20 protein-coding genes and 1 tRNA gene are annotated in these 23,970 nt (G+C 33.0%); 3 read left to right on the forward strand and 18 right to left on the reverse strand.

Translation table 11 applies throughout. The features are described 5' to 3' along the window. Window positions 1-47: 47 nt before the first annotated feature. Both ACWJKE_RS08390 and ACWJKE_RS08395 read right to left on the reverse strand, forming a co-directional pair. Complete coding sequence (locus ACWJKE_RS08390) at window positions 48-3,101, reverse strand: insulinase family protein (protein ID WP_462959330.1); 3,054 nt, start codon at window positions 3,099-3,101, stop codon at window positions 48-50. Window positions 3,102-3,310: 209 nt separating this feature from the next. Then, window positions 3,311-4,786 (reverse strand): Na+/H+ antiporter NhaC family protein, encoded by a 1,476-nt coding sequence (locus ACWJKE_RS08395; protein ID WP_220286513.1) that lies wholly within the window; start codon window positions 4,784-4,786, stop codon window positions 3,311-3,313. A 744-nt stretch (window positions 4,787-5,530) separates the two neighbouring features. Between ACWJKE_RS08395 and ACWJKE_RS08400 the strand changes: the two genes are divergently transcribed. Beyond that, a complete protein-coding gene (locus ACWJKE_RS08400; protein ID WP_165413114.1) occupies window positions 5,531-5,815 on the forward strand; it encodes a hypothetical protein in 285 nt (94 codons plus the stop codon). 45 nt (window positions 5,816-5,860) lie between these two features. Continuing rightward, window positions 5,861-6,439: an NUDIX hydrolase gene (locus ACWJKE_RS08405; RefSeq protein WP_165413113.1), complete on the forward strand. Its 579-nt coding sequence runs from the start codon at window positions 5,861-5,863 to the stop codon at window positions 6,437-6,439. A 68-nt stretch (window positions 6,440-6,507) separates the two neighbouring features. Here the strand turns inward: ACWJKE_RS08405 and ACWJKE_RS08410 are convergent, their stop codons facing one another. From ACWJKE_RS08410 to ACWJKE_RS08450, 9 genes are all read right to left on the reverse strand, one after another. Further along, window positions 6,508-8,730 (reverse strand): flotillin family protein, encoded by a 2,223-nt coding sequence (locus ACWJKE_RS08410; protein WP_220286514.1) that lies wholly within the window; start codon window positions 8,728-8,730, stop codon window positions 6,508-6,510. Between the two features lie 107 nt (window positions 8,731-8,837). Beyond that, a tRNA-Lys gene (locus ACWJKE_RS08415) sits at window positions 8,838-8,914 on the reverse strand. 249 nt (window positions 8,915-9,163) lie between these two features. Then, on the reverse strand, window positions 9,164-9,724 hold the full coding sequence (locus tag ACWJKE_RS08420; protein WP_462959331.1) for a nitroreductase family protein: 561 nt from the start codon (window positions 9,722-9,724) through the stop codon (window positions 9,164-9,166). A 210-nt stretch (window positions 9,725-9,934) separates the two neighbouring features. Continuing rightward, window positions 9,935-10,285 (reverse strand): hypothetical protein, encoded by a 351-nt coding sequence (locus tag ACWJKE_RS08425; protein ID WP_462954270.1) that lies wholly within the window; start codon window positions 10,283-10,285, stop codon window positions 9,935-9,937. 45 nt (window positions 10,286-10,330) lie between these two features. Beyond that, the gene (locus tag ACWJKE_RS08430; RefSeq protein WP_216303128.1) at window positions 10,331-11,299 is read right to left on the reverse strand and encodes an ABC transporter ATP-binding protein; all 969 of its coding nucleotides are present in this window, start codon (window positions 11,297-11,299) and stop codon (window positions 10,331-10,333) included. Further along, entirely contained in the window at window positions 11,296-12,321 is a 1,026-nt protein-coding gene (locus ACWJKE_RS08435; RefSeq protein WP_216303129.1) for an ABC transporter ATP-binding protein, read from the reverse strand. The genes ACWJKE_RS08430 and ACWJKE_RS08435 overlap by 4 nt, the downstream gene beginning before the upstream one ends. 13 nt (window positions 12,322-12,334) lie before the next feature. Then, a complete protein-coding gene (locus tag ACWJKE_RS08440; RefSeq protein ID WP_216303130.1) occupies window positions 12,335-13,252 on the reverse strand; it encodes an ABC transporter permease in 918 nt (305 codons plus the stop codon). Window positions 13,253-13,267: 15 nt separating this feature from the next. After that, entirely contained in the window at window positions 13,268-14,329 is a 1,062-nt protein-coding gene (locus ACWJKE_RS08445) for an ABC transporter permease (protein ID WP_318038328.1), read from the reverse strand. Beyond that, complete coding sequence (locus tag ACWJKE_RS08450; protein ID WP_216303131.1) at window positions 14,292-16,001, reverse strand: peptide ABC transporter substrate-binding protein; 1,710 nt, start codon at window positions 15,999-16,001, stop codon at window positions 14,292-14,294. Before ACWJKE_RS08450 ends, ACWJKE_RS08445 begins: the two co-directional genes overlap by 38 nt. A 292-nt stretch (window positions 16,002-16,293) precedes the next feature. On the opposite strand from ACWJKE_RS08450, the gene ACWJKE_RS08455 reads away from it, so the two are divergent. Then, window positions 16,294-17,919 carry a methyltransferase gene (locus ACWJKE_RS08455; protein WP_220286518.1) on the forward strand — a complete coding sequence of 542 codons (1,626 nt, stop codon included), beginning with the start codon at window positions 16,294-16,296 and terminating at the stop codon, window positions 17,917-17,919. A gap of 87 nt (window positions 17,920-18,006) precedes the next feature. Here the strand turns inward: ACWJKE_RS08455 and nadE are convergent, their stop codons facing one another. From nadE to rsxC, 7 genes are all read right to left on the reverse strand, one after another. Further along, entirely contained in the window at window positions 18,007-18,810 is an 804-nt protein-coding gene (gene nadE / locus ACWJKE_RS08460; protein WP_216303133.1) for an NAD(+) synthase, read from the reverse strand. A gap of 130 nt (window positions 18,811-18,940) precedes the next feature. Beyond that, window positions 18,941-19,807: an RnfABCDGE type electron transport complex subunit B gene (rnfB, locus tag ACWJKE_RS08465; protein ID WP_165413126.1), complete on the reverse strand. Its 867-nt coding sequence runs from the start codon at window positions 19,805-19,807 to the stop codon at window positions 18,941-18,943. Between the two features lie 29 nt (window positions 19,808-19,836). Further along, a complete protein-coding gene (locus ACWJKE_RS08470) occupies window positions 19,837-20,418 on the reverse strand; it encodes an electron transport complex protein RnfA (RefSeq protein WP_165413102.1) in 582 nt (193 codons plus the stop codon). Then, window positions 20,418-21,041, reverse strand: coding sequence for an electron transport complex subunit RsxE (rsxE, locus tag ACWJKE_RS08475; protein ID WP_165413101.1), 624 nt, complete (start codon window positions 21,039-21,041; stop codon window positions 20,418-20,420). The genes ACWJKE_RS08470 and rsxE overlap by 1 nt, the downstream gene beginning before the upstream one ends. Window position 21,042: 1 nt before the next feature. Continuing rightward, complete coding sequence (locus tag ACWJKE_RS08480; RefSeq protein ID WP_220286519.1) at window positions 21,043-21,615, reverse strand: RnfABCDGE type electron transport complex subunit G; 573 nt, start codon at window positions 21,613-21,615, stop codon at window positions 21,043-21,045. A gap of 6 nt (window positions 21,616-21,621) precedes the next feature. Beyond that, window positions 21,622-22,614 (reverse strand): RnfABCDGE type electron transport complex subunit D, encoded by a 993-nt coding sequence (locus ACWJKE_RS08485; RefSeq protein ID WP_220286520.1) that lies wholly within the window; start codon window positions 22,612-22,614, stop codon window positions 21,622-21,624. Then, the gene (gene rsxC, locus ACWJKE_RS08490) at window positions 22,611-23,948 is read right to left on the reverse strand and encodes an electron transport complex subunit RsxC (RefSeq protein ID WP_216303136.1); all 1,338 of its coding nucleotides are present in this window, start codon (window positions 23,946-23,948) and stop codon (window positions 22,611-22,613) included. The genes ACWJKE_RS08485 and rsxC overlap by 4 nt, the downstream gene beginning before the upstream one ends. Window positions 23,949-23,970: the final 22 nt, after the last annotated feature.

A 23,970-nucleotide genomic window follows, 5' to 3' on the forward strand; every position in this document is an offset into this window, starting at 1 on the left:
TACTGCAATTTAAAGCATATTTAATCATCCGCTGCGGAGCTGAAATATTAATGTTTAGCCTTCTTAATAGGTACTATAATCCTATCGAATAAATCTTTATTTTGATTTACTTTAGTTTCACTACCAACAACGCAGTGTAATTTCTGTTTTTTTATAGTATCCAACAGATCCGCGAAGTTTCTTATGTCACCCGCGGTAGTCGATAACACTTCATCACGTAGCTTTTGAATATCAGCTTGAGTAGTTCCTGTAAAATACATATTGTCCCCCATTAGACCTTTAGAAGATGGCCCTGCTAAAGAATCCATACTTCCTATCGTTCCTATTATATAATTAGTCATATCCTTTTCACTTGCTTTAAAGTTTTTTAAAAATTTTAAAGCATCATCAAATGTGTTTAATGTCTCCTTTAAATTTGGATCGCGGTAAGAATAGAACAATACCTCGTCCTTTGTAAAACTCATAGCCCCACCGTATGCACCGCCTTTCACTCTAACTTCCTGCCATAAATAATCACTATTTAAAATATTTTCAAGAACCTTCATATGTCCATTATAGTTGTACCCTGCTTTTTTAAAACAACCAGCCTTAACCACATATTGCACTTGAGATGGAATTACAAAAGCCTCATTCTTTTTCGAAAAATCAAACTCATATTTCTGCTTAGGAAATTTTTTATCCTTAATTCTTTCTCCTAATTTATTAAGACTAACAACAAAGTCTTCATAATTTTTTTCATCTCCAGTGTAACTTACAACCAAGTCCTCTTTGTTAAATACAATATCTTTAACATCATTTAAATTTTTTACCGTTTCTTCAAATTTCACATCAAAGTTATCATCCAAATCACAAATAAAATCATAGTAAGGCAAATAATCCAAATCAGTATACTTACCACTATATGATAAATAGGACAATGCACGTTTTATTGCAATTCGGTTACCTTCATTAACAAACATAGATTCATAATTTACTCTTATTTTTTTAATTAAATCTTTCATCCGTTCCTTATCATCAAACTTACTATGATTCATTATTTCATCTAATAGTTCCAAATAATTTGGTAATGCATTATTAATAGAATTTACTGAAACACTCATTTTAGGAGAGTATTTATTACTATCAGTATTATTTTTAAATGATGTTGAATTAAAGGCAATTCCCCCGGTATACTTCATCATTTTATTTGAAAGTTGCATAATATTATATTTTTCAGTACTAACATTTCCTAAAACACTCGCAAGTAATTTCAAATATAATACTTTGTTTTGAGGAACCTTTGAACTGTCAAAATATAAATTAGAATAAGTAATTCCATCAGTGAACATAGGATGACTTAATACTTTTATACCTCCTTCTAGTTTTTCTATTGTTGGAATTTGTTCCGATTTTAAATTTAAATCCTTAAGAGTAAGTGTTGGTATTTTCGATAATTTTTCTTTTGAATCTGATGTTCCCTGCCATTTTTTTAATTCTTCTGCGTCTTTTTTAATTGTAGCTAATTCAATTTGCGATAGTGATTTTTTATACTCTGAAAGTTTCTTTTTTACCATTTCTTCTTTTATTTCATTTAATCCACTAGAAGGTTTTAAAACAACTAATGAATTATTTTTATTATCCAATAAATATTTTTGTACTAACTTTTCAAAATACCCATTGGATATTTTAGATTTTATTTTATTAAGTGCTGGGGTAATCTCTAGATATTCTGTAGGGCTCACATCATAATTCCAGGAATTTAAAGCTGAAGACATATAATTCATACCTCTGTTAGCATCCGAATTTTGAGTACGCAAACTTAGTTCTACAGCACTGAATACTGAATTTACTAATTCTTTATCAAACCCCTCTTTTACCACTTGTTTTAAGGAATCATCAACAAGACCTTTAAATTTATATTTCTCTGATTCATTTGCATTGGTAGCAATTATACTGAAAGTTGGTTGCTTAGTTGAGGGGTTAAAACTTGCATAGACATCCCCTCCAATCCCATTATTTAATAATGATTTCCTTAGAGGTGAGGTTTTAGTATTCAAAAGAATCTCTTGCAATATTTGAAAACCTAAAATATTTTCTACATCTGTTACCTTATCGATCATATAATTAGATGATAAGTACGTCATATCTGCTGTACCTACACCTTTAGCCACAGGATATAAAGCTGTTTTTTCAACCTTTTTTTCATTTTCATAAGGTTTCTGTAATTTAATTTTACTATCCACTGTTGTTTTTTTAAGTTTACTTAGATAATTATCATTCATAAATTTCAATGTATGTTCAATATCCAATTTTCCATATAAATATATAGAGCTATTTGATGGAACATAATATTTTTTATATGTTTCGATAAATTTGTCGTAGGTTAGGTCAGGAATATTATCTGGCTTACCTCCCGATTCAAAACTGTATGAATTTTCATTAAAAAGCGATTGATTAATAGTATTAGATAATATTACCTCTGGAGAAGAGTTATTCCCTTTCATTTCATTGTATACTATTCCATTATAATGTAACTCTCCTGTCTTACTATTAACCTCGTAATGCCACCCTTCTTGTTTAAGTATTTTAGGATTTTTAGATATATTTGGATAAAACACTGCATCCATGTATACACCCATCAAATTGTCAAAATCCTTTTCATTCTTACTTGCTACTGGATACATTGTAAAATCCGGTCCTGTAAACGCATTTATAAATGTACTTAGTGATTGCTTAGTCATAATTAAAAATGGGTCTTTAACAGGATACTTCTTTGAACCGCATAAAACTGAATGCTCAATAATGTGGTTAACACCAGTATTATCATTCACTGGAGTACGGAAACTTATTGAAAATACTTTGTTTTCATCCTCATTCTGTAAATAAATCAGTTTAGCCCCACTTTTAATATGCTTAAATATTATGGCAGTTGAGTGTACATCGGGAAGCCATTTTTTAGACTCTAACATAAAGCCTGATATACTTTTTCCTACTGACAATGAATTATTTAATTGTGCCTGCTTCGTTTGCGCAACTTGCGCACCTAGTACAACACTACTGAAGCTATTAAATAATAATCCAATTGCTACCAATATAGAAGTTATTTTTGTGAACCTCTTCATTTGATTCCCCCTTAACTATAAAATTTGTAATATTATAATTTTTTATGTTATAAGTAGTATGTTTTATTTACAACATTCAATGCATCAATTATTGTATATCCTAAATTTAACTTAGAAATAATCAAAAAATAACTATAAGATTAAAATTTTACAATAAAAAAGAAGCTCACTTTTCAGTGAGCTTTTTATAAAGATATGTTTATTTACTTTTATGCAGAACGTTCTTCTTTTACTTCCTCTTCTACATTTTTCTTTAATCTTACATCAGGTTCCCTTGGCAATTTGAAATGGGGTATAAATCTATCCCAACCTGTTATTGTAAGAACTAATAATGAAAATACTGCTACCATAGCCATAAAGTTATATTTTATTATATCAATTGGAGCAAATTTGTATAATGGATAAACTGCAGAGGCTATCCCTACATAAAATCCGATATATACGTGCCATGGAATAAGCTGAGATCCAAATACTCCAAGAGAACTTCCAAAAGTAGCATTTCTAAGCCGTAGCGTATATAAGTCTTCTTCACTACCTTCCACGTTGTCTTCAAGAAGATTTTTAATTATTGGTCCAACTGTTACGATTTGAGCCATTTCATCTGCTAATGCTGCATTCCCAAGAATTGAAAGCATACCGTTCCAAAACATAAGTTGTTTTACGTTGCATGACATTTTTGAAACCAATCTTGACAATGGTGCAAATGCATTTATTTTACCCATTATACCTGCAAAAGCTCCAATCCACATCATCATTACTATAACCCATGAACCTGCATCTGCGAACCCTTTTTTCATTAATTCTAAAAATTGAGGTATGTCTGTTATTGTTCCAGCTGTTAATCCAAGGATTAACGATGTTATTATTCCAAGTCCTAAACAAGCAAGTGTTGGCATTCCCTTTACCGCAACTACAAGTACTACCAATAGTGGAATAATCATGTAAACTGGAACTCCGGTTTTAACTTGATTTAATAGTACTACTGCTGATGGTTTAGCTACTTCAAGGGATTTCCACACACTTTCTGGGATTTGATCTATTGCTTGGGATGAACTTCCAACTATAGTTGGAAGGTTCATTGACACACTTACAAAGTAGAAAATACCTGCCGTTATTACTAACGTTATAAGAGCCCATACACCTTGATGTTTTATTCTATCAGTGACATCAACACTTTGAATACCAGAACTTACAACAGTTGTATCTGAAATAAGTCCTATATTATCTCCAAAGCAAGCTCCTCCTGCAATAGCAGCTGTAGTAAGCATTATATTTCCACCTGTTATATGATTTAGCCATAGGAAAATTGGAGCACAAGCTGCAAATGTTCCCCATGAAGATCCTGTTGCAATTGACAGAACAGCTGTTACTGAAAGGCCTGTAAGCGCTACTGTTCTACCCGTTATTCCAAGCGTAAGTGCTAAATTAATTATCGCAGCTCCAACACCTGTTGACATAAACGCTTCTGCTAGTGCATATGCTAGCATTAGTATAAAAAAAACTAATTGCATTTCTTTTACGTTCTCCACAGCAGAATCAACAATATCATTAAATTTGAACTTACAAGTTATTGCCGCTATTATAGCTGCATAAATTACTGAAATTGGAGCTGCAATTAATGCATCCATTCTGGACATCATCAATCCCGCCATTAAAAATACTGGTGATAGTTTTAATAAACTCATTAAACATATATGCTACTCAAAATATGGTCAAATATATTCACTAATAAATTAATAATTTCATTTACGCAGTTTTTTTAATATATATACAATTATAAATTAAATTTTCGTACGTTAATAATTACTGTTGAATAATTTGAGAGTAGCTCCCCCTTTCGATATTTTTTTAAAACTTCAACAAAATTTCAAAATAAAAATTATGTCTTAAATTTTGATAAAGAGTTAATTTTTCTTATGTAATTTTTGATCATACACATTAGTGTGTCATTTTAAACTTCCATATTTCCTTGAAAGTTTTCTTTGATTAGCTATTAGATTTCTAATATAATTTCACATTGCATAAATCATTAAAATTTTTTCATTTCTTTGTATGTATAACGATTACATTGCAAGTTATAAAAAATAAATATATAACGATTACACCGTAAGTTACAAAAAATAAATAACGTAAATATAAGTTTTAACTTGATTGATTTGATCACAAAACAAGCATAAAAGTATAACTTATTTCATCATATACGATTTTTTTACAATTTTTTTATTCCACTACAAACAGTATATAATACTATTTAATATAAATCAATCGAATTTATTTAAATTGAACATTTAGCTATTAATTGTAACTTCTCTATTGAATATTGGTAAAATATTTCATATATTTCTTAATGATTACTTCTTCCTTTATTTGTTTTTATTCATTCAAAGTGCTACTATTAATTTATATACATTAATTAAGGAGGAATTAAAATGAACACAATGAAAGAATTTACTTTTGAACCTCGTTATTTGAGTTTAGCTGTCATAAATGATGTCAATGTAGGAAATAAAATATTGAATGAGCTTATTATAGATGACGAAAGTTGTTTAGGGCATAGACAGGTAGGTAGTAGAAGCTATCACATTTTCTATTTCAAAAATGATCGCTTTTCGGTTTATTATCATAAAGGCGGAGTAGACGCAATGTACTCCTCTAAATCACTAGATGCCGTTTTAGATTATGTGAATAATTTAAAATCAGAGGATTTTGAGTAACCTAATATAGATAGCATAAAATGAAGTATTACTGGAGATGAAATAATGAGTATAAAAAACATTACAACACTAGCAGATACAAAGTATTTAAAACTTTATAATGCAGAGTATACCAATAAAAGTGGAGAACCTAGAAATTGGTCCATAGCTTCTAGAAAAGATTTAGCTACATTAAAAAATAACTATTTTAATGGCGCAGAGGACAATATAGACGCTGTTATAATTGTAGCTACTCATGTAGCTCAAAATAAATTAGTGGTTATAAAGCAATTTAGGGTTCCTCTTAATAATTATGTTTATGAAATCCCAGCTGGACTTATAGATTGTGGAGAGGATTTTAAAACTACTGTAAGCCGCGAACTAAAAGAAGAAACCGGCCTTGATTTGATTCAAATTGATTATGATAAGACCAAATCTAAGGCGTATATATCTACAGGTATGACAGACGAGTCTGCTGCCTTAGTGTATTGTACTTGCTCCGGCGAAATATCAAAAGATTATTTAGAACCAGATGAGGATATTGAAGTTATGTTATTATCCAAGGAAGAAGCTAGTATTTTAATCAGTTCTAATGAGAAGATAGATATTAAGGCTTTTCTTGCAATACAAAACTTTATAGGTTAGATGTTGTTAAATAAAAAAACCATCAGAATAAATTAATTTATTCTGATGGTTTTTTTACATTAGTTTCTTTATTGTTTTATTACATCTTTAGCATTTACATTATCTATATCTTTAGGCATCACTACACTTTTATCATTTGCCATATTTGCAAGCACCATACTCATTATACCTTCCATTGCATTAGGTGTATTCCCATCAGCTCCACCCATTATTACGGTTTGTGGTACTAGTGGAGATTTACTTATTTTTAACGCCTCTGCAAATGCTATCATAACGCTTTGCCTAACTTGTAAATCTGGGCCGCCATATGCTTCAACTAAAGCCCTTGCCGCTGTCCCCTTTGCGATACCTACCTTTGTTTCTTGCTCAGCAGTAGCATCTGCAACTGCTTTAATATTTAGTGCTGTTGCTTTACCTACCGTTTCAAGTTTGAATGATTCTGCTCTTGCCGCAAGTTCCACTTGTTTAGCATTAGCCCCCGCAGTTAATTCAATGGTTTTGGCTTGTGCCGCTGCCTGGGCTTCTCTAGTATATCTTTCAGCATCAGCTTCTTGAGTTCTCTTATATTTGTCCGCTTCGGAAAGTTTCTGCGTTTTTAGTGCTAACTGTTCTGCCAATCTCAATTCAGATTTACCCTTATTATCCGCTACCTCTATGTCAATACTTGATTGCGTAAGAGCTGACTGTGCTGTTGCTTTTGCCTGAGCTTCATTTAATTCTCTTTGCTTTTCAGCAGATTTTTGTTTAGCTTCATTGGTCTTAATCTCTTCCATAGCTACTTGTCTATCTCTTAGCTGTGCAAGAATTTTTTCAATTCTTGTATCACTAGCAGAAGCTGCCGGTGTTCCAATTAATACTTCTTGTAGCTCTAAATCATATAGTTTAAACTTCTCTTTCATTTCATCTGATGCCTGCTTCTGAATTTCACTTCTATCTTGAACTAATTGTATAAGAGTCTTAGTTTGCCCAATATTCTTGAAGTAACCAGCTATCATTGGGTCAAGCGATTGTTCAATAAGCATTTTAATATCCCCAAACCTTTGTATAACTGATGATGCTTTTCTATAATCAATGTTAAATACTACGGTTAGTGGTAGATTAGGCTCGAAGGCATCCTTAGTTATTAAACTAATCTCTTTTAAATTATCATCTAACTTGTGCACTCCACTTTGACCAGTAATCCATTTTAATATTACATTAGTAGTAGGAACTGGTACAACTTTACCTGCATAAGTATTAAATGCATACTTTCCTGGCATCATGGAATCTCTCCAAATACCTTTTTTGCCTTGCTCTACAAGTTCTCCATGAGAATAACCCGTACCTGAAACATCCTCCCCTTTATCACCAAAATAACTTACCACAACCCCTACATAACCAATATCTATTATACTTTTAGGTACTATATCAACACTTGCAAACATTCTATTAATGAAGTAAACTCCATCCGTAAGTACTTGCATCTGCTTACCTTTTCTGCCATCTGCAGCTAAAAACTTTTCTGGCTCTTGGAAGTTATTGTGATAGAACTCATTATTTATACTCTCACCAACAATAGGTGCTATAATTGCTCCATTGTCCGGTGTAGGCCCCTCATTGATAGTTACAATACCTATAGTATCAAGGTTACCGTCCTTATTCCTTCCTTTATTATATGAGGATTCCATTTCACTACCATCATTCTGCTGAGTGTATTGCTCCGTAGTTTTTGAACTTGATATAATTACAGGATTAAACCCACCTTCTCTAGCTAAGTCACTTCGCATTGTTTCTATTTGTGCCGTCTCATCTTTTGACGTAAATATAGAGTGTACCTTGTCTTTCGTGATTATAATAAATTGTGCCAAGTTAAATGCATAAGTACCCTCACGAAGAATATGTCTCTGTGGACCTTTTTGTCCACCATTATTCAAAAATGCCACAACATCTTGAAATGACTTACTTTGTGGTATAACCTTACCTAAAGTTTGACCATCCCCTAAACTTTCCCCTGACCTTGAAAATACATAAGCTATTTGACCTTGTGGTATAGTTACGAGCCTTACCTTCTTAACCTTATACTTGAAAGGCGTTTTGAAGTGAACACCAGCCCTTAGTACTTCTGGTTGATAACCTGCTTCTCCCTTTAGTGCTATAAGACTATCGGCCGGCACTGAGCCGCTTAAACTCCACCACTTCTCGACAATCCCTACCTCATCTGTTCCTATGCTTGTAAACCCTATGCCATAAGCAATTAAAATTAATGATACTACAACTATACCTACTGTAATTAACACGGTGTATGAACCCATAATTTCCCCCTTGTATAATTTATATTTTATTGTATTATATGTTAATATTTTAAAATTAGTCTATATAAAAAGAAACATCAAGATCACAAGATCTTGATGTTTCTTTATGGTGCTCCATCAGGGAATCGAACCCTGGACACCCTGATTAAGAGTCAGGTACTCTAACCAGCTGAGCTAATGAAGCATGTCCGACAACATCTTTATTATATATTGTTTTTACGCATTTGTAAAGACTTATTTTATAAAACTAATAGATAACTAGTTATTTATTAGTTTTATAAGAATAGTAAATCCTATATATCCCCTACTATATTATCTATATTAACACTAAAATTCATAATTTTTACTTATAATTGTGAAGTTTCCTGTTACTATGCAAAAATCCATCAGAATTAATTTAGTCTGATGGATTTTTTGAAGATGCCTTATATCATTATTTTATATAATTTACCGTATTTTCTTTTCTCGCTGGTGCATTAGTTATCTCAATTTTTTTATATCCAAGGCAAAATGCATGTATTTGTCTAAATCCTTCTGGTATTTCAAGCTCCTTAACAAACTCTGCGCCTTCTTCGCTATTTAATAGATGTGCAATAAGACCAATCCAACAGGTACCAATTTCTAATGATTCTGCTGCTATAAGCATATTTTCTACTGCCACTGCGCAATCAACTGGGGCAGACTGTATACTTTTGTCTCCTGAAACTAATACTACTGTTGGTGCATTGTAAAACACATGAAATTTTTCATTATCACCAAACCTTCTAATATATTCATTATCAGATTTTTTAGCAATTTCTTTAAAAGCATCACTTAATCTGTCTATAATATCTTTTCTTTGTATTATCGTAAAATGCCATGGCTGCGTATTATTAGCACTCGGTGCATAAATACCTGCATCTATTATATCTGTCACATGTGCTCCATTAACTTGTTCTGGTAAAAACGCCCTTGTGCTTCTTCTATTTCTTATGTTTTTTAAAGTTTCATTCATTTTAAAGTCCTCCGTTTACTTATTTTTTTGAATACACCGCATTGTAAAGCCTTTTAATAACAGTATAATACCCTATTTGCCCTACATAAAACAAACATTTATTTTTATTGTCATTAGTTATAATAATACTACTGTATTAGTTTAATGTAAGTACGCACTTTTACAACATATAGTCACTAAAATAATACCATCATTATATTTAAGCTAACCCTACAGATAATATCTTATATTATCAATTACAATTCCAGAAACCAGAATCATGATATTTATAATAAGTAATACATTAACAAAGTTTATAACCTGAAATCTTTCTTTCCACTGCTTATCATTTCTAAGCGATCTTCTTGCGTTTCTCTTTAATATAAAGCCAGAATAAACAATTAAGCCAAGGCCTCCTACAATGAATAATGTACTACGTACAATTTCTAGTGTGACTTTAGTTCCACCGTGTTTTACTAAAATAGCTCCTAATATAGATATTAATATTAATATTAGAGATATTATTAATCCCAATATTATTGATTTAATAATATCCTTAATAAAAATTGAAATTTTGTCCATATGGTTATCCTCCCCTATACATTTATATTAAAATGACAAATCATTTTAATATAAATGGCAAGCTACAAAATGATTTGGAGCTACTTCTTTAAGAAGTGGTGTTTGCTCACTACATAAGGAAGTAGCATAGCTACATCTTGTCTTAAATCTACATCCAATTGGAGGATTTATTGGGCTTGGAACCTCACCTTTAAGCATTATCTTTTCCCTTGTTCTTTCAAGTCTTGGGTCAGGAATTGGAATTGCTGATAAAAGAGCTTTAGTATATGGATGAAGAGGATTTTTATAAAGCTCTCCACTCTCTGTAATTTCAGCTATAACACCTAGATACATAACAGCTACTCTGTCAGACATATGTTTAACCATTGAAAGATCATGGGCAATAAATAAATAAGTAAGTCCCATTTCTCTCTGAAGTTTAATAAGAAGATTTACAACCTGCGCCTGTATGGAAACATCAAGGGCTGATATAGGTTCATCGCACATTATAAATTTAGGTTCAACAGCTAATGCTCTTGCTATCCCTATTCTTTGTCTTTGTCCACCTGAGAACTCATGAACAAATCTATTACTATGTTCTTTATTAAGCCCAACTAGTTGTAAAAGATTCTGAATTCTATCTGTTCTATCTTTACCATTAGCCGCAATCTTATGGATATCAATTCCCTCTGCTATTATGTCTCCAACTGTCATTCTTGGATCTAATGATGCATATGGATCTTGAAAAATTGTTTGTACTTCTTTGTAAAATGCTTTCTTTTCAACCCCCTGTATTTTATGAACATCCCTTCCCTTATATAGGACACTACCGGAAGTTTTATTGTACATTCCTATACAAGTTCTACCACAAGTAGTCTTCCCGCAGCCAGATTCCCCAACAAGGCCTAAAGTTTCACCTTCTCTTATTACAAAACTCACATCATCAACTGCTTTTAAAACTGCATTTTTTCCTACATCAAAATATTTCTTTAAATTCTTAACTTCTAATACTACATCTTTTTTGTTTTCTGTCATTGTAACTCACCCCCACCAACTTCAAAAGGTAGATTTAACTTTGGAGCCATTTCATGATGAAGCCAACAAGATGCCCTATGTTCTCCTCCAAATTTGTATGTAGGAGGTTCCTTTGTTAAACATATCTTCATACAATATATACATCTTTGTGCAAATCCACAGCCCTTTGGAGGACAAACCATGTCAGGTGGTGTGCCTTTAATAGCTACTAATCTTTCCTTATTTTCAAGATCTAATCTTGGCACTGCTTTAAGTAATGCCCAAGTATAAGGATGCTTAGGGTTGTAGAATATTTCCTCAGAATTCCCTCCTTCAACTACCTTGCCAGCGTACATAACAAATATCCTGTTAGCTAGGTCAGCAACCACTCCAAGGTCATGAGTAATTAGTATAACCGATGTTCCTAGCTTTTGTTGAAGACTTTTAATTATATCTATAATCTGTGCTTGTATTGTAACGTCTAATGCTGTGGTTGGCTCGTCAGCTATTATCATGCTTGGATTACATGCAAGGGCTATAGCAATCATAACTCTTTGCCTCATACCACCTGAAAATTCATGTGGATATTGATTAAGTCTTCTATCCGCATTAGGAATTCCAACAAGTTCTAACATTTTTAAAGCCTCTTTTAAAGCCTCACTCTTATTCATTCCTCTGTGAATTATTAAATTTTCTGCGATTTGGTTGCCAACTTTCATAGTTGGATTTAAGGCTGTTAAAGCATCTTGAAAAATCATACTACATTGCTCACCCCTAAAATCTTGCCACTGCTTCTCAGTAAATTTTAATATATTTTCACCTTTATATATAATTTCACTACCTTCTTTAACAACTCCTTGTGGTGATTGTATTAATCCCATTATTGCCTTAGAAGTAACAGTTTTACCACATCCTGATTCTCCAACTATTGCTATACATTCTCCTTTATCTATGTCAAAGGACATTCCTCTTACCGCTTGTACTTCACCGGCATAAGTATTATATGATACTTTTAAATTTTTAACTTCTATTAGCTTTTCCATAGCTTTCCTCCTACTATTGACGAAGTTTTGGATCAAGTGCATCTCTTAAGCCATCACCAAACAAATTAAATACTAACACCGTTAAACAAATTGCAAATGTTGGAAAAAATAATTGATATGGATAAAAAGCCATTGCACTTTGTCCATAGGATATAAGTACACCCCAGCTTGTATTTGGAGCCTGAAGTCCGAGTCCTAAAAAGCTTAGTCCTGCTTCTGCAAATATATATCCCGGTATGCTAGTTGCAATAGTTAATATCAATACTCCTATTGTATTTGGAATTAAATGTTTTATTATAACTCTTACCGGCGAAGCGCCTAATGCCTCAGCTGCAAGTATATATTCATTTTCCCTAAGTTGCATCAACTGCCCTCTTATCATTCTTGATGTACCACACCATGATGTAATGGTCAATGCAATAATTAAAGTTGTAATACTATTACCTAAAACTACCATTATTAGTATTGTTAAAAGTAATGATGGGATACTAGTTAATACCTCTATAATTCTCATCATAACCTCATCTATCCATCCGCCAAAGTAAGCCATTACACCGCCGTATAAGCATCCAACAATTATTTGTATGCCTGTTGCAATCAACCCTATTGCAATGGATACTCTACCACCATACCAAATTCTTGCGAATAAATCTCTTCCTAATGCATCAGTTCCAAACCAATATTCACTACAGGGTGATATATTTTTTTTGCTTCCATTAACCGTCTTGAAATCCTTTCCATTTATATACGGACCAAAAATAACCATTAATATTAATACTATTAATATCACTAACGATATCATTGCAATAGGATTTTTTTTAAGTCTTCTCCAAGCATCCTGCCAGTATGTTATATTGGGTCTTGTTATCATATCAGCATTTTGCTGTTCACAATCAATTAATTCAAACTCTTCTTTTTTAAATTTTGTCATTGATAACTCCCCCCTTTATTTTTTACCACCTGTAAGTCTTATTCTTGGATCAACAACTGTATACAATATATCGGACATAAATATACACAATATATACATAGCCGTAGTTAATATTGTTTGTCCCATAATTATCGGAAGATCTAGTCCTTGAACTGCTCCTATATAATAAAGCCCCAGTCCCGGAATAGAAAATACTCTTTCAATAAAAAATGATCCCGTTATACACATTACAATAGTCATAGGAAGAAATGTAACTATTGGTATCATTGAGTTTCTCATTATATGCTTAGATATTAATCTTTTAGTTGATAATCCTTTAGATTTTGCAGTTAATACATAATCTTGATTAATAACATCAAGCATAGAAGTTTTTAAAAGTCTTGAATAATGTGCAATATAGCCAAAACATCCTGCTAATGTAGGTAGAACTGTATACTCCCATCCACCCAGCCACAAATCTTTACCTTTAGGCCATCCTATTACTGGAAACCACCCAAGATCTCCTGCAAACCATTTTTGAAGTAGTAATGCAAATACAAAGGATGGTATAGAAATAAGAAAAACAGCACTGGTTATTACGGTGTAGTCAATCCATGTACCTCTTTTCATAGCTGCAAGAATCCCCAGCATAATTCCAATAACCATTCCCAGTACCATTTGTTGTATTCCAAGCCTTGCAGATGCTGGTAGCTTGTCTTTTATTATACTTCCCATAGTTTGTCCAGGATAAACTATGGATTCACCAAAGTCGCCTCTTAACATACCCGTAATACACTTAACATATCTTTCACCAACCGGTTTATCATATCCGTATTTTATATAAACTTGTTCTTTTATATTTGTTGGTAATTTTTCCACTCTTGAAATTAGTGGATCACCTGGCACCGCTTGCAATAAAAAAAATGTAGCTGTTGCTATTATAAAAAGCGTGAGTAACATTTCCCCAAATCTTCTAATAGTATAATGAATCATGAAACTCTCTCCTTTTTTATAACGCGCAGGGCTCGCAATGAGCTCCTGTGCATTATTATTATGATTACTATTTTCTACCAGAAGTGTATGCCCATCTCCATTCATAAGTAGCTCCAAAATGAGGACTCATAAAATCTTTAACATAATTTTGTGAAAATCTCCTTGTATCTAGATAATAAATTGGAGCTAAAGCAACGTCATCTTTAACTAGCATCGCTTCAAGTTTTTGATATTTTTTCACTCTATTTGCAGGGTCTATCTCAGTTTCAAGATCTTTAATTATCTTATTATACTCTGGGTTATTATATTTAATTTTGTTATTGTCACCTTCACTAGCAAATACTTCAAAAAAGTTTATTGGATCATCGAAATCTGCTCCCCATCCACCGTAGCAAGCATCCCATTTTCTATCTTTTTTAGCTTGCTCTAAAAGTGGAGCAGTTCCAAATACTTCTACAGATAAATCTATTCCTAAATTCGTTTTGAATTGTTGCTGCCACCATTCATTTTTTTGTTTTGCAGCTGAGGAATCTCCCGAAGTAACATATTTAATCTTTATCTTGCTTAAATCTTTATTTACCCCAAGCTCTTTAAGTCCTTCTTTAAATAATGCTTGAAGTTTTTCAGGCTTGTTTACATACTCAGTTGCTAAATCTTTTAATGGTTCCTTAACTTCATCTCTATATACATCTTTACCTGATTGTAATGACTTTGGAATCCACCCATAGGCTGGAGAATATCTACTCAAAAGTGTATTTATATAGTCTTCTCTATCAAATGCTAATGACATTGCAAGTCTTATCTTTTTATTTGACATTAATCCACTTGGTCCACCATCATTGTTGAAGGCTAAATACCCAGTAGATGCTTTGTCCCCTTCTGCAAATTGAAATTTCCCTGCCTTTGCTTCGTCTTGCCACTTCTTAACATACTCTTGACTACATCCAGTAACGTCTAGCTGTGAACTCTCAAATAATTGAGCTTGGGTTGAGAATTCTGGAATTGCATTCATCTCTGCCGTTTTAATGAATACGTTATCAGCATCCCAATAGGTAGGATTCTTTTCAAATGTCATGCTGTTATTCTTTACCCATTCCTTTATTTTATAAGGTCCACAATAAACCTGGTTTGCAATGTCTGTTTTCCAGTTCTCTCCACCTTTTTTTATAACATCAAGTCTTATTGGTCCAAAATTGACAAACGGTAATTTCTTTTCAAAATATGGTGTAGGTTTAACTAAATTTATAACCAATGTCTTATCATCTTTTGCCACTACCCCAACATCTTCAGACTTTCCAGTACCCTTATTGAAATCTTCAGCACCTTTTATTTCATAGGCATAGTAAGCATATGAAAAGGCATTCTCCTTTTTCAACAATCTTTGGAATGAATCCACGTATTGCTGAGCCGTAACTGGCACTCCATCGCTCCATTTATAATCTCTTAAGTGAAAAGTCCAAGTTAATCCATCCTTAGATGTTTCCCAGCTTTCAGCTCCTGCTGGTTCAATTTTGTCCTTCCCATCTACAACCTTTATTCTTGCTAACCCTTCTTGCATTTCATTTATTATTGTGAAAGAATCTACATCCGATGCTTCATTTGGATCTAGGGTCAAAGGTTCAATAAATACTAACTTTAAATGTTGATCATCATCTTTTTTAGTACTAGTATTCGTTGAAACTGTTGCTTTGTCTTTTTTGCATCCCACTAGGCCTGTTGCAACCGTTAACATCATTGTTGATGTCAGCAGCAAACTAAGTATCCTTTTTGTTTTCACTAAATAATCCCCCCTAAATATTAATAATTTCTATATAGACCTTATACTAAGTATAAGGGAATATATCCTTAACATTTTGGTGTTTTAATTCTTGTTTTATCCAATAAATCTTTATTGTTGACATTAATAGTATATGTATGTATTTTATATTATATTAATCTATAATTTGGTAATTTGCAATATATTTAAATATTTAAAATTACCCATCACACTAAAAAAATAAATGTATGATATAATTGTATTTAATAGATTAATTATAATTTAATAAATTTAAGCATAAGAGGTGTAACAAATGATAGAAAATACTGATAAGATATCAAGTTTAATAGAAAATCTAAAAACTTCAGATGATAAACAGAGATCTGCTATAATAAATAAACTTTCTCTAGATTATAACAATGCAATTCCCATGTTATGGTCAAAAATAATAACTGAGGATGATCCAAGAGGAATACTTTCCGTTTTAAGGGATATTTTAAAAAAGGAAAAGCCAAAAGGAATGTTCAAAAGAACTATTGGTAATTCAAAAGAAAAACTTAGCGCTCTTCTTTCTCATTCAGATCCAAAGGTACGAAAGAATGTATGTGGCGTTATTGGAGAACTCGCAGACCCTGTGTATTTAGAAGCTTTATATAATGCCTATAACGCTGAGGATAAATTATTTGTAAGATACTCCTACGTACTTGCAATCGGGAACTGCGGCAGTGCAAATGACGCAGAAAAGTTAAAGAGAATGTTTGAAGATGTAGTAACAAATGAAAAAGCTTGTCAAGAAAATGACTCACTAGTAACAACTAATAAGCATATTAATGAGGAAAAGCTTGCACTAACAAGAGCCATAGATAAATTGTCTCCTACAGCGCGCCATGAGTTTAAAGGATTTGAAAGTCCTGTACCTATGCTGCTCACTGTTATGAATTATCAGTATCAGCTTACTTTAAAGGAGCTAGATGATAAATGGATTGATGGTAGACTTGTAGATGACGGTATACTTATCTGCGAGAAGGATTTAGATAAGATTTACACCTGCAGGACCTTTTATGAACTTTTGTATCCTTTAGCTGAGTGTGAAGATTTAGACTTTGATTATAAGGTAATAGCTGATGCAATTATAAATGCAAATTTTGTAGATTTTTTAAATCAGTGCCATGATAATGATTCTAATGATCCTTTTGGGTATAGAGTTGAATTTAAAACTATGGATTCTAATAGAGAACGGTCAGAGTTTGTAAAAAACCTATCTAGAGAATTAGATGAACTTTCTTGTGGAAACTTAAGAAATAGCCCTTCCTCATATGAAGTTGAAATTCGAATACTTGAAAGAAATAATCTCTGCAGTGTATTTGTCAAACTGTATTCTGTAAAGGATAATAGATTTGACTATAGAAAAAACGACTTAGCTACATCCATAAATCCTGTAACTGCGGCTATTGCAATAAAATCAATAGAAAAATGGCTAGACCCTAGTGCTAAAGTTATAGACCCCTTTTGTGGCGCTGGAACAATGCTTATTGAAAGAGCTAAATTAGAAGAATTTGGATCCTTAACAGGAGTTGATATATTTAGAACAGCTATAAACGCTGCAACAATAAATTCTAAATTAGCTAATGTGGATATAGACCTTATAGCTGAAGATATATTAGAATTTGTGCCTTACGGCCAATTTGATGAGATGATAACAAATATGCCTTTTGACAATAAGTCCACCACCCATAATAAGTACGCGGATTTGTATAGTGCATTTGTAAATAAAATCCCTGATTTTATAAGACCAGGAGGAATGGCATTTGTTTATACAATAGAAAAGCAATTATTTAGGGAAGTTCTGCTGGATAATGATAAGCTTGAATTACTTCAAGAGATAAAAATTGAAAGTGGTAGGCTTACACCTCATGTATTTGTGCTAAAAGTAAAATAATGCACATGAAATACATAATGAGTCTAATGTACTTATAAAAGAAATAGATACACCTATACATTAGGTGCATCTATTTTTTTTACAAATTTATTCAAGCCACCAAGTGTCTTTTGGAGAAACTGGTGAATGTCTTTTGTGTTTAGAAACTGTATATAATTTTAATATTTTCTCCTCGTATTCTTCTGAGATGTCTTTACCCCTTAAATACATACAAACCTGATGATTTAGTTCTGTTACTTCTTTTTGATTGGATCTATTGTCCCATACACCACTTGTAGAAATTTTATTAATTATAGATTTAGGTGCATTAAATATTTTTGCCATTTCGTAAACTATGCTTTTTGTTATTCCCTCAAGTGGTTGTATATCTGCTGCATCGTCACCATGTTTCGTCACCATTCCTAGAGTTAGCTCGGCTACATTCGTGTAGCCAGCAACTAGAACATCATAAACTTCAGCTACTCTATATAACACGGTCATTCTCACTCTAGAATTTGTATTCCCTATATCTACTTTTGAAGGAGGTAACCCACGAAGAAGCTCAATGGATTCAATTACGGGACCCATTACATCATAGGTTTGAAATACATCTGGCTTTATAATGTCTCTTGCAAGTTCTACATCTGCCATGTCTGATTTAATTCCAAATGGGAGAGATAGATTGATTAGATATATTCCTGATTTTTTTATAAGCATACTTGTAACAAAGCTATCTACTCCACCTGTAAGATGACAAACATAACCTTTTTTTCCGGTATGCATAGCATACTTTTTTAAGAAAGTACAAATTTCTTCTATCATTCTATATGCATACTTTTCATCTGACTCATTTTCAAGAGGACAAGGTATACCAAACTCATTCCTTATTTCTTGTTGTTTAATTTTATCCATATCTAGCCTCCTTAAACTTGTTTATATGTTTATTGTATCACATATAATCCCATATTAACCACAAATTATTAAAATGAAAGATTAAAATTAATATCCGTCCTTATTGATAAATCAGAAAAAACATCCCATTTTAATCAGAGAGAGTTTTATTTTCAGATAATTTAGCTGCTATTCTTGTCTGCGATATACTTTCTATAGACTTTTTAATTGCACCCGTTGGGCATTTATATAAGCAAGTAGATTCATTACATATTGAAACACATACATCACAATCTACTACAGCTAGATTGTTCTCAATTTTTATTGCACCATATGGACAATTCTTAACACAAATTCCACATCCAATGCAGCCTACTTTGCAAAGTTTACGTGTCACAACACCTTTGTCGTTTGAATTACAATTCAAAGATACATTAATTCCATTTGGAACTAATTCAATAACTTTTTTAGGACAAACTATTTTACATTTTCCACAACCCGTACACTTTTTATTGTTAATAATTGGTATGCCTTCTTTGCTCATTGTCATTGCATCAAAAGGACAATTTTTAACACATGTTCCAAAACCGAGGCAACCATATTTACATCCCTTTGGTCCTCCCTGTAGCACTGATGCTGCAACACAATCTTGAACACCTTGATACTTATAATCCTTAATAGCTTTACTTACTGTACCAGCACATTTTACAAAAGCCACTTTTGGCTCCATTTCTGCTGCCACTTTACCAGTTAGATTTGCTACCATTTTTGCAACAGGTGCTTTCCCTGGAATGCAAAGATTTGGTGCTACATCTGGGTTTATAACCACAGCTTCTGCATACGCCATACAACCAGCATATCCACAGGCTCCACACTGACCTTTTGGTAATATATCTTCAACAATATGAATCAATGGATTTACTTCAATGGCAAATTTTTTATTTGCAACCGCCAAAATTAAACCAAACACTAGCCCAACTGATGTCATTACAACTAAAACTGCAATCGCTATACTTATATTACTCATATTAATTTCTCAGCTCCTTTCTATGCTGCTATAATCCCAGAAAACCCCATGAAAGCTAATGCTAACATGCCCGCTAAAATAAACGCAATGCCGAGCCCCTCTAATGGTTTAGGGACATCTGCTAATCTTAGTTTTTCTCTTAAACTTGCCATAAGTATAATTGCCAAAGCAAACCCCAAACCAGATCCAACGGCAGATATTGCACTTTTTACAAATGAAAAATTTGATTCTACATTTAAAAGTGGTACGCCAAGTACAACACAATTTGTAGCAATTAGTAATAAATATATTCCCCACATATTATATAAGGTAGGTGCATATTTTTTAATAATCATTTCTAAAAGCTGCACAAAGCTAGCAATTAAAAGCACAAACACCGCCGTTGTTAAAAATGTTAAATGAAATGGAGCCAATATAAAATGGAATACCAACCATGCTAGCATGGAACTCAGAGTCATAACAGAAGTTACAGCCATTCCCATACCAATAGAGGCTTTTAAGCTCTTAGAAACCCCAAAAAAAATACAAAGCCCTAAAAACCTTGTTAAAACGAAGTTATTTACGACTACCACACTTACAAACAGAGTTAGATACTCACCCATTATGCTTCGCCTCTCTCAATTTTATTTTTTTCCATATGTTCAGTCAGCATCTTAAACCCGGCTACCATATAGCCAATGAGTATAAATGCACCTGGCGGTAAAATCATGATAAGTGCAGGATTATACCAAGAACCAAAAATTTTTATCCCAAATATAGCTCCTGTACCAAAAAGTTCACGTATCATCCCGATAGATAAAAGTGCAAGTGCAAAACCACATCCCATTCCTAGTCCATCAAAAAAGGATGGAATCACTGAATTTTTTGAAGCAAAAACTTCCGCTCTAGCTAAAATAATTGCAAAAACAACAATCAATGCTAAATATATTCCTAATGCCTTATAAAGCACTGGCGCATATGCTTGTAATACCAACTGTACTACCGTAACAATGGTTGCTATGGATGTAATATACACCGGTACACGGACCTTAGGATTCACTACTTTTCTACTAATAGATACAATAGTATTATTTGCAGTAATAACGAAGATAACTGCTAAACCCATAGTTAGAGAATTTATCGAGTTATTCGTTACCGCTAAAGCAGGACAAAGACTAAGTGCAAGAACAAAAATTGGATTTTCTTCAATAATCCCTTTTTTAAATATATTCCATAACTCTCTCATATTATTTCCCCCCTACAAACTGTGTAACCTGTTCCACAGCTTCTTTGATACCTTTCGTTACCGCTTTTGAAGAAATGGTAGCCCCAGTCATAGCTTGAATATTATTTTCTTTTGATTTATCTTTTACGACTTCTAAATCTTTGGTTTTTTTACCTTTAAATTGACATCTAAAAGGTTCTTTACCTGCATTTTCTCCAAGTCCGGGCGTTTCATTACTCTCTAATATAGCAAATTCAATAATTTTACCTTGTGGCGACACAGATACAATCATTTTTATTGCTCCCCCATATCCTTTACTCTCTGCTGGAACTATATATGCAATTACTTTCCCATTCTTTTCTGCAATAAACCATTCTTTCTTCCCCTTCACTGGCTCAAACTTTTCTGCATCCACCACCAATGACTTCATTGCATTAGTCTTCATCATAGCCGCTTTTTCTGCTGCAACTGGTGCTGTAAAAAAATAGGTTGAAGCAATAATTGCGCCTGATATGAAACAAGCAACTGTTAAATTCATAGCAATTTGAAAAATACTATACTCTTTATTATGCAAAACATTATTGTCATCTGACATTTTCCGCTACCTCCTTGCTCCAAATTTAACCGGCTTTATCACGCGATCTATAAGCGGTGTAACTGAATTCATTAACAAAATGGAATAACAAACCCCTTCTGGATATCCACCCTTTAACCGAATTAGAACAGTAAGCGCCCCAGCACCCATAGCAAAGATCACCTGCCCCTTCTTTGTAATAGGAATAGTAACCATATCTGTAGCCATAAAGAATGCTCCTATAACAAGGCCTCCAGCCATAATATGGAATAGCGGATCTCCGCTAAATAAACCTGTCGGTCCAAATATCCAAGTTAAAATACCTACAGTTCCAATCATAAATACAGGAACTTCCCAATTTACATATCCTTTATAAATTAAATATATGCCTCCAATCACTAGTAAAACTGTAGATGTCTCACCAATACTTCCACTGCGAGCACCAATGAACATAGCTTTATACATTTGAGGTGCACTTCCAAATGTATCAATGAGTTTTCCATATCCTTGTTGTTTTAAAATATTTAAAGGCGTTGCAGTAGTTACTACATCTACACTTGTACTCATTCTTGTCCAAGTTGTCATTGCAATAGGCCATGATACCATAAGAGCTGCCCTACCAATATGAGCTGGGTTAAAAATATTATACCCAAGACCACCCATAGAATGTTTTGCTATTACAATAGCAATAAATGAACCAACTATCGCCATATAAGGTGGAATCGTCGGTGGCAAACACATTGCAAGCAATAGTCCTGTTAGGAATGCACTTCCGTCAGTTATAGTTATTTTCTTTTTTCTAATTTTTTGCATTAGGCACTCGAATCCAACTGCTGACAGACTTCCCATAAGAAGTATAATTAAAGCAGGAATCCCAAAGTGATAAATCCCAAAAATTGCAGCTGGCGACAAAGCCAAATTCACAGTCCACATAATTTTAGAAATAGATGCTTCTGAACGTATATGTGGAGATGTTGAAATGGTAAAGAGATTATCTTGTAATTTTATTTCACTATTCATTTAGCTAACATCTCCTTTTTTTTTGCAGCATCCGCTGTATTTTGCATTTTACAATATCTAATGTATTGTACTATGTTCCGCTTAGCGGGACATACATAAACACAACTTCCACATTCTGCACAATCAAAAAGATTTTGTTCAAGCTTTGCTTCTTCATACATGTTTTTTTCTCCCAATATACTTAGCATACTTGGATTAAGTCCACAAGGACAAATGCTTACACATTTCCCACAACGAATACAAGGAGATTGCTTTCCATTATTAATATCTTTTTTATTTAAACATAAAATTCCAGAAACGCCTTTAACAATAGAAACATTTAAATTTGATTGAGCAAATCCCATCATGGGACCACCCATAATAATTTTAGCTGGTGCCTCTACAAATCCACCACAATTTTCAATAGCATCTTTAAAACTTGTTCCAATTCTAAGCAAAAGATTTTTAGGTTCATTTACAGCACTTCCACTTACAGTTACTACTCTTTGTATCAAAGGAATTCCTTTTACCACAGCATCATATATTGCAATAACTGTTCCTACATTTTGAACAACGACTCCTACATCCATTGGCAAACTACCGGATGGAACCTCACGATCCACTAACACTTTAATAAGCATCTTTTCCGCACCTTGTGGATATTTAGTAGGAATTGCCTTAACTTCTACTGTGGTTCCTGCAAAAGCTTTTTGCATAGCACTAATTGCATCTGGCTTGTTATCCTCTATTCCCACATATGCTTTTTGAACACCGAGGACCTTCATTACTATTTTTACACCAGTAAGAATTTGCTGGGAATACTCTAGCATCATTCTGTGATCTGCGGTTAAAAACGGTTCACATTCGGCCGCATTTAAAATAAAAGTATCAATTTTCTTTTCTTTTGGTGGCGATAATTTTACATGAGTTGGAAAAGTTGCCCCTCCCATTCCAACGATACCAGCTTCTTTAATAATATCTTTTATTTCATTATCATTTAACTTCTCCCAATCTCTTTCAAATGGAATTCCTTCTATCCATTCATCGAAGCCATCATTTTCAATTACAATAGAAAGACACTTTCCAAATACCGGATGAGGGTATTCTGCCACATCTATAACAATACCGGATATTGATGCATGCACAGGGCTAGATACAAAAACTGTGTTATTCGCTATAACCTGTCCTTTTTTTACAAAATCACCCTTAACTACAATGGGTGAACACGGCGCACCAATATGCTGCCTCACAGGAATAACAACCTTACTTGGCATTAGTGCTATTTCTATAGTCTTATCAGCGGTATAATTTTTATTATCATTTGGATGTATTCCTCCACGAAAACTTTTTATCACTTTCCCACCCCTCTTTTAGCAT

The organism is Clostridium sp. CM036, from assembly GCF_055081135.1.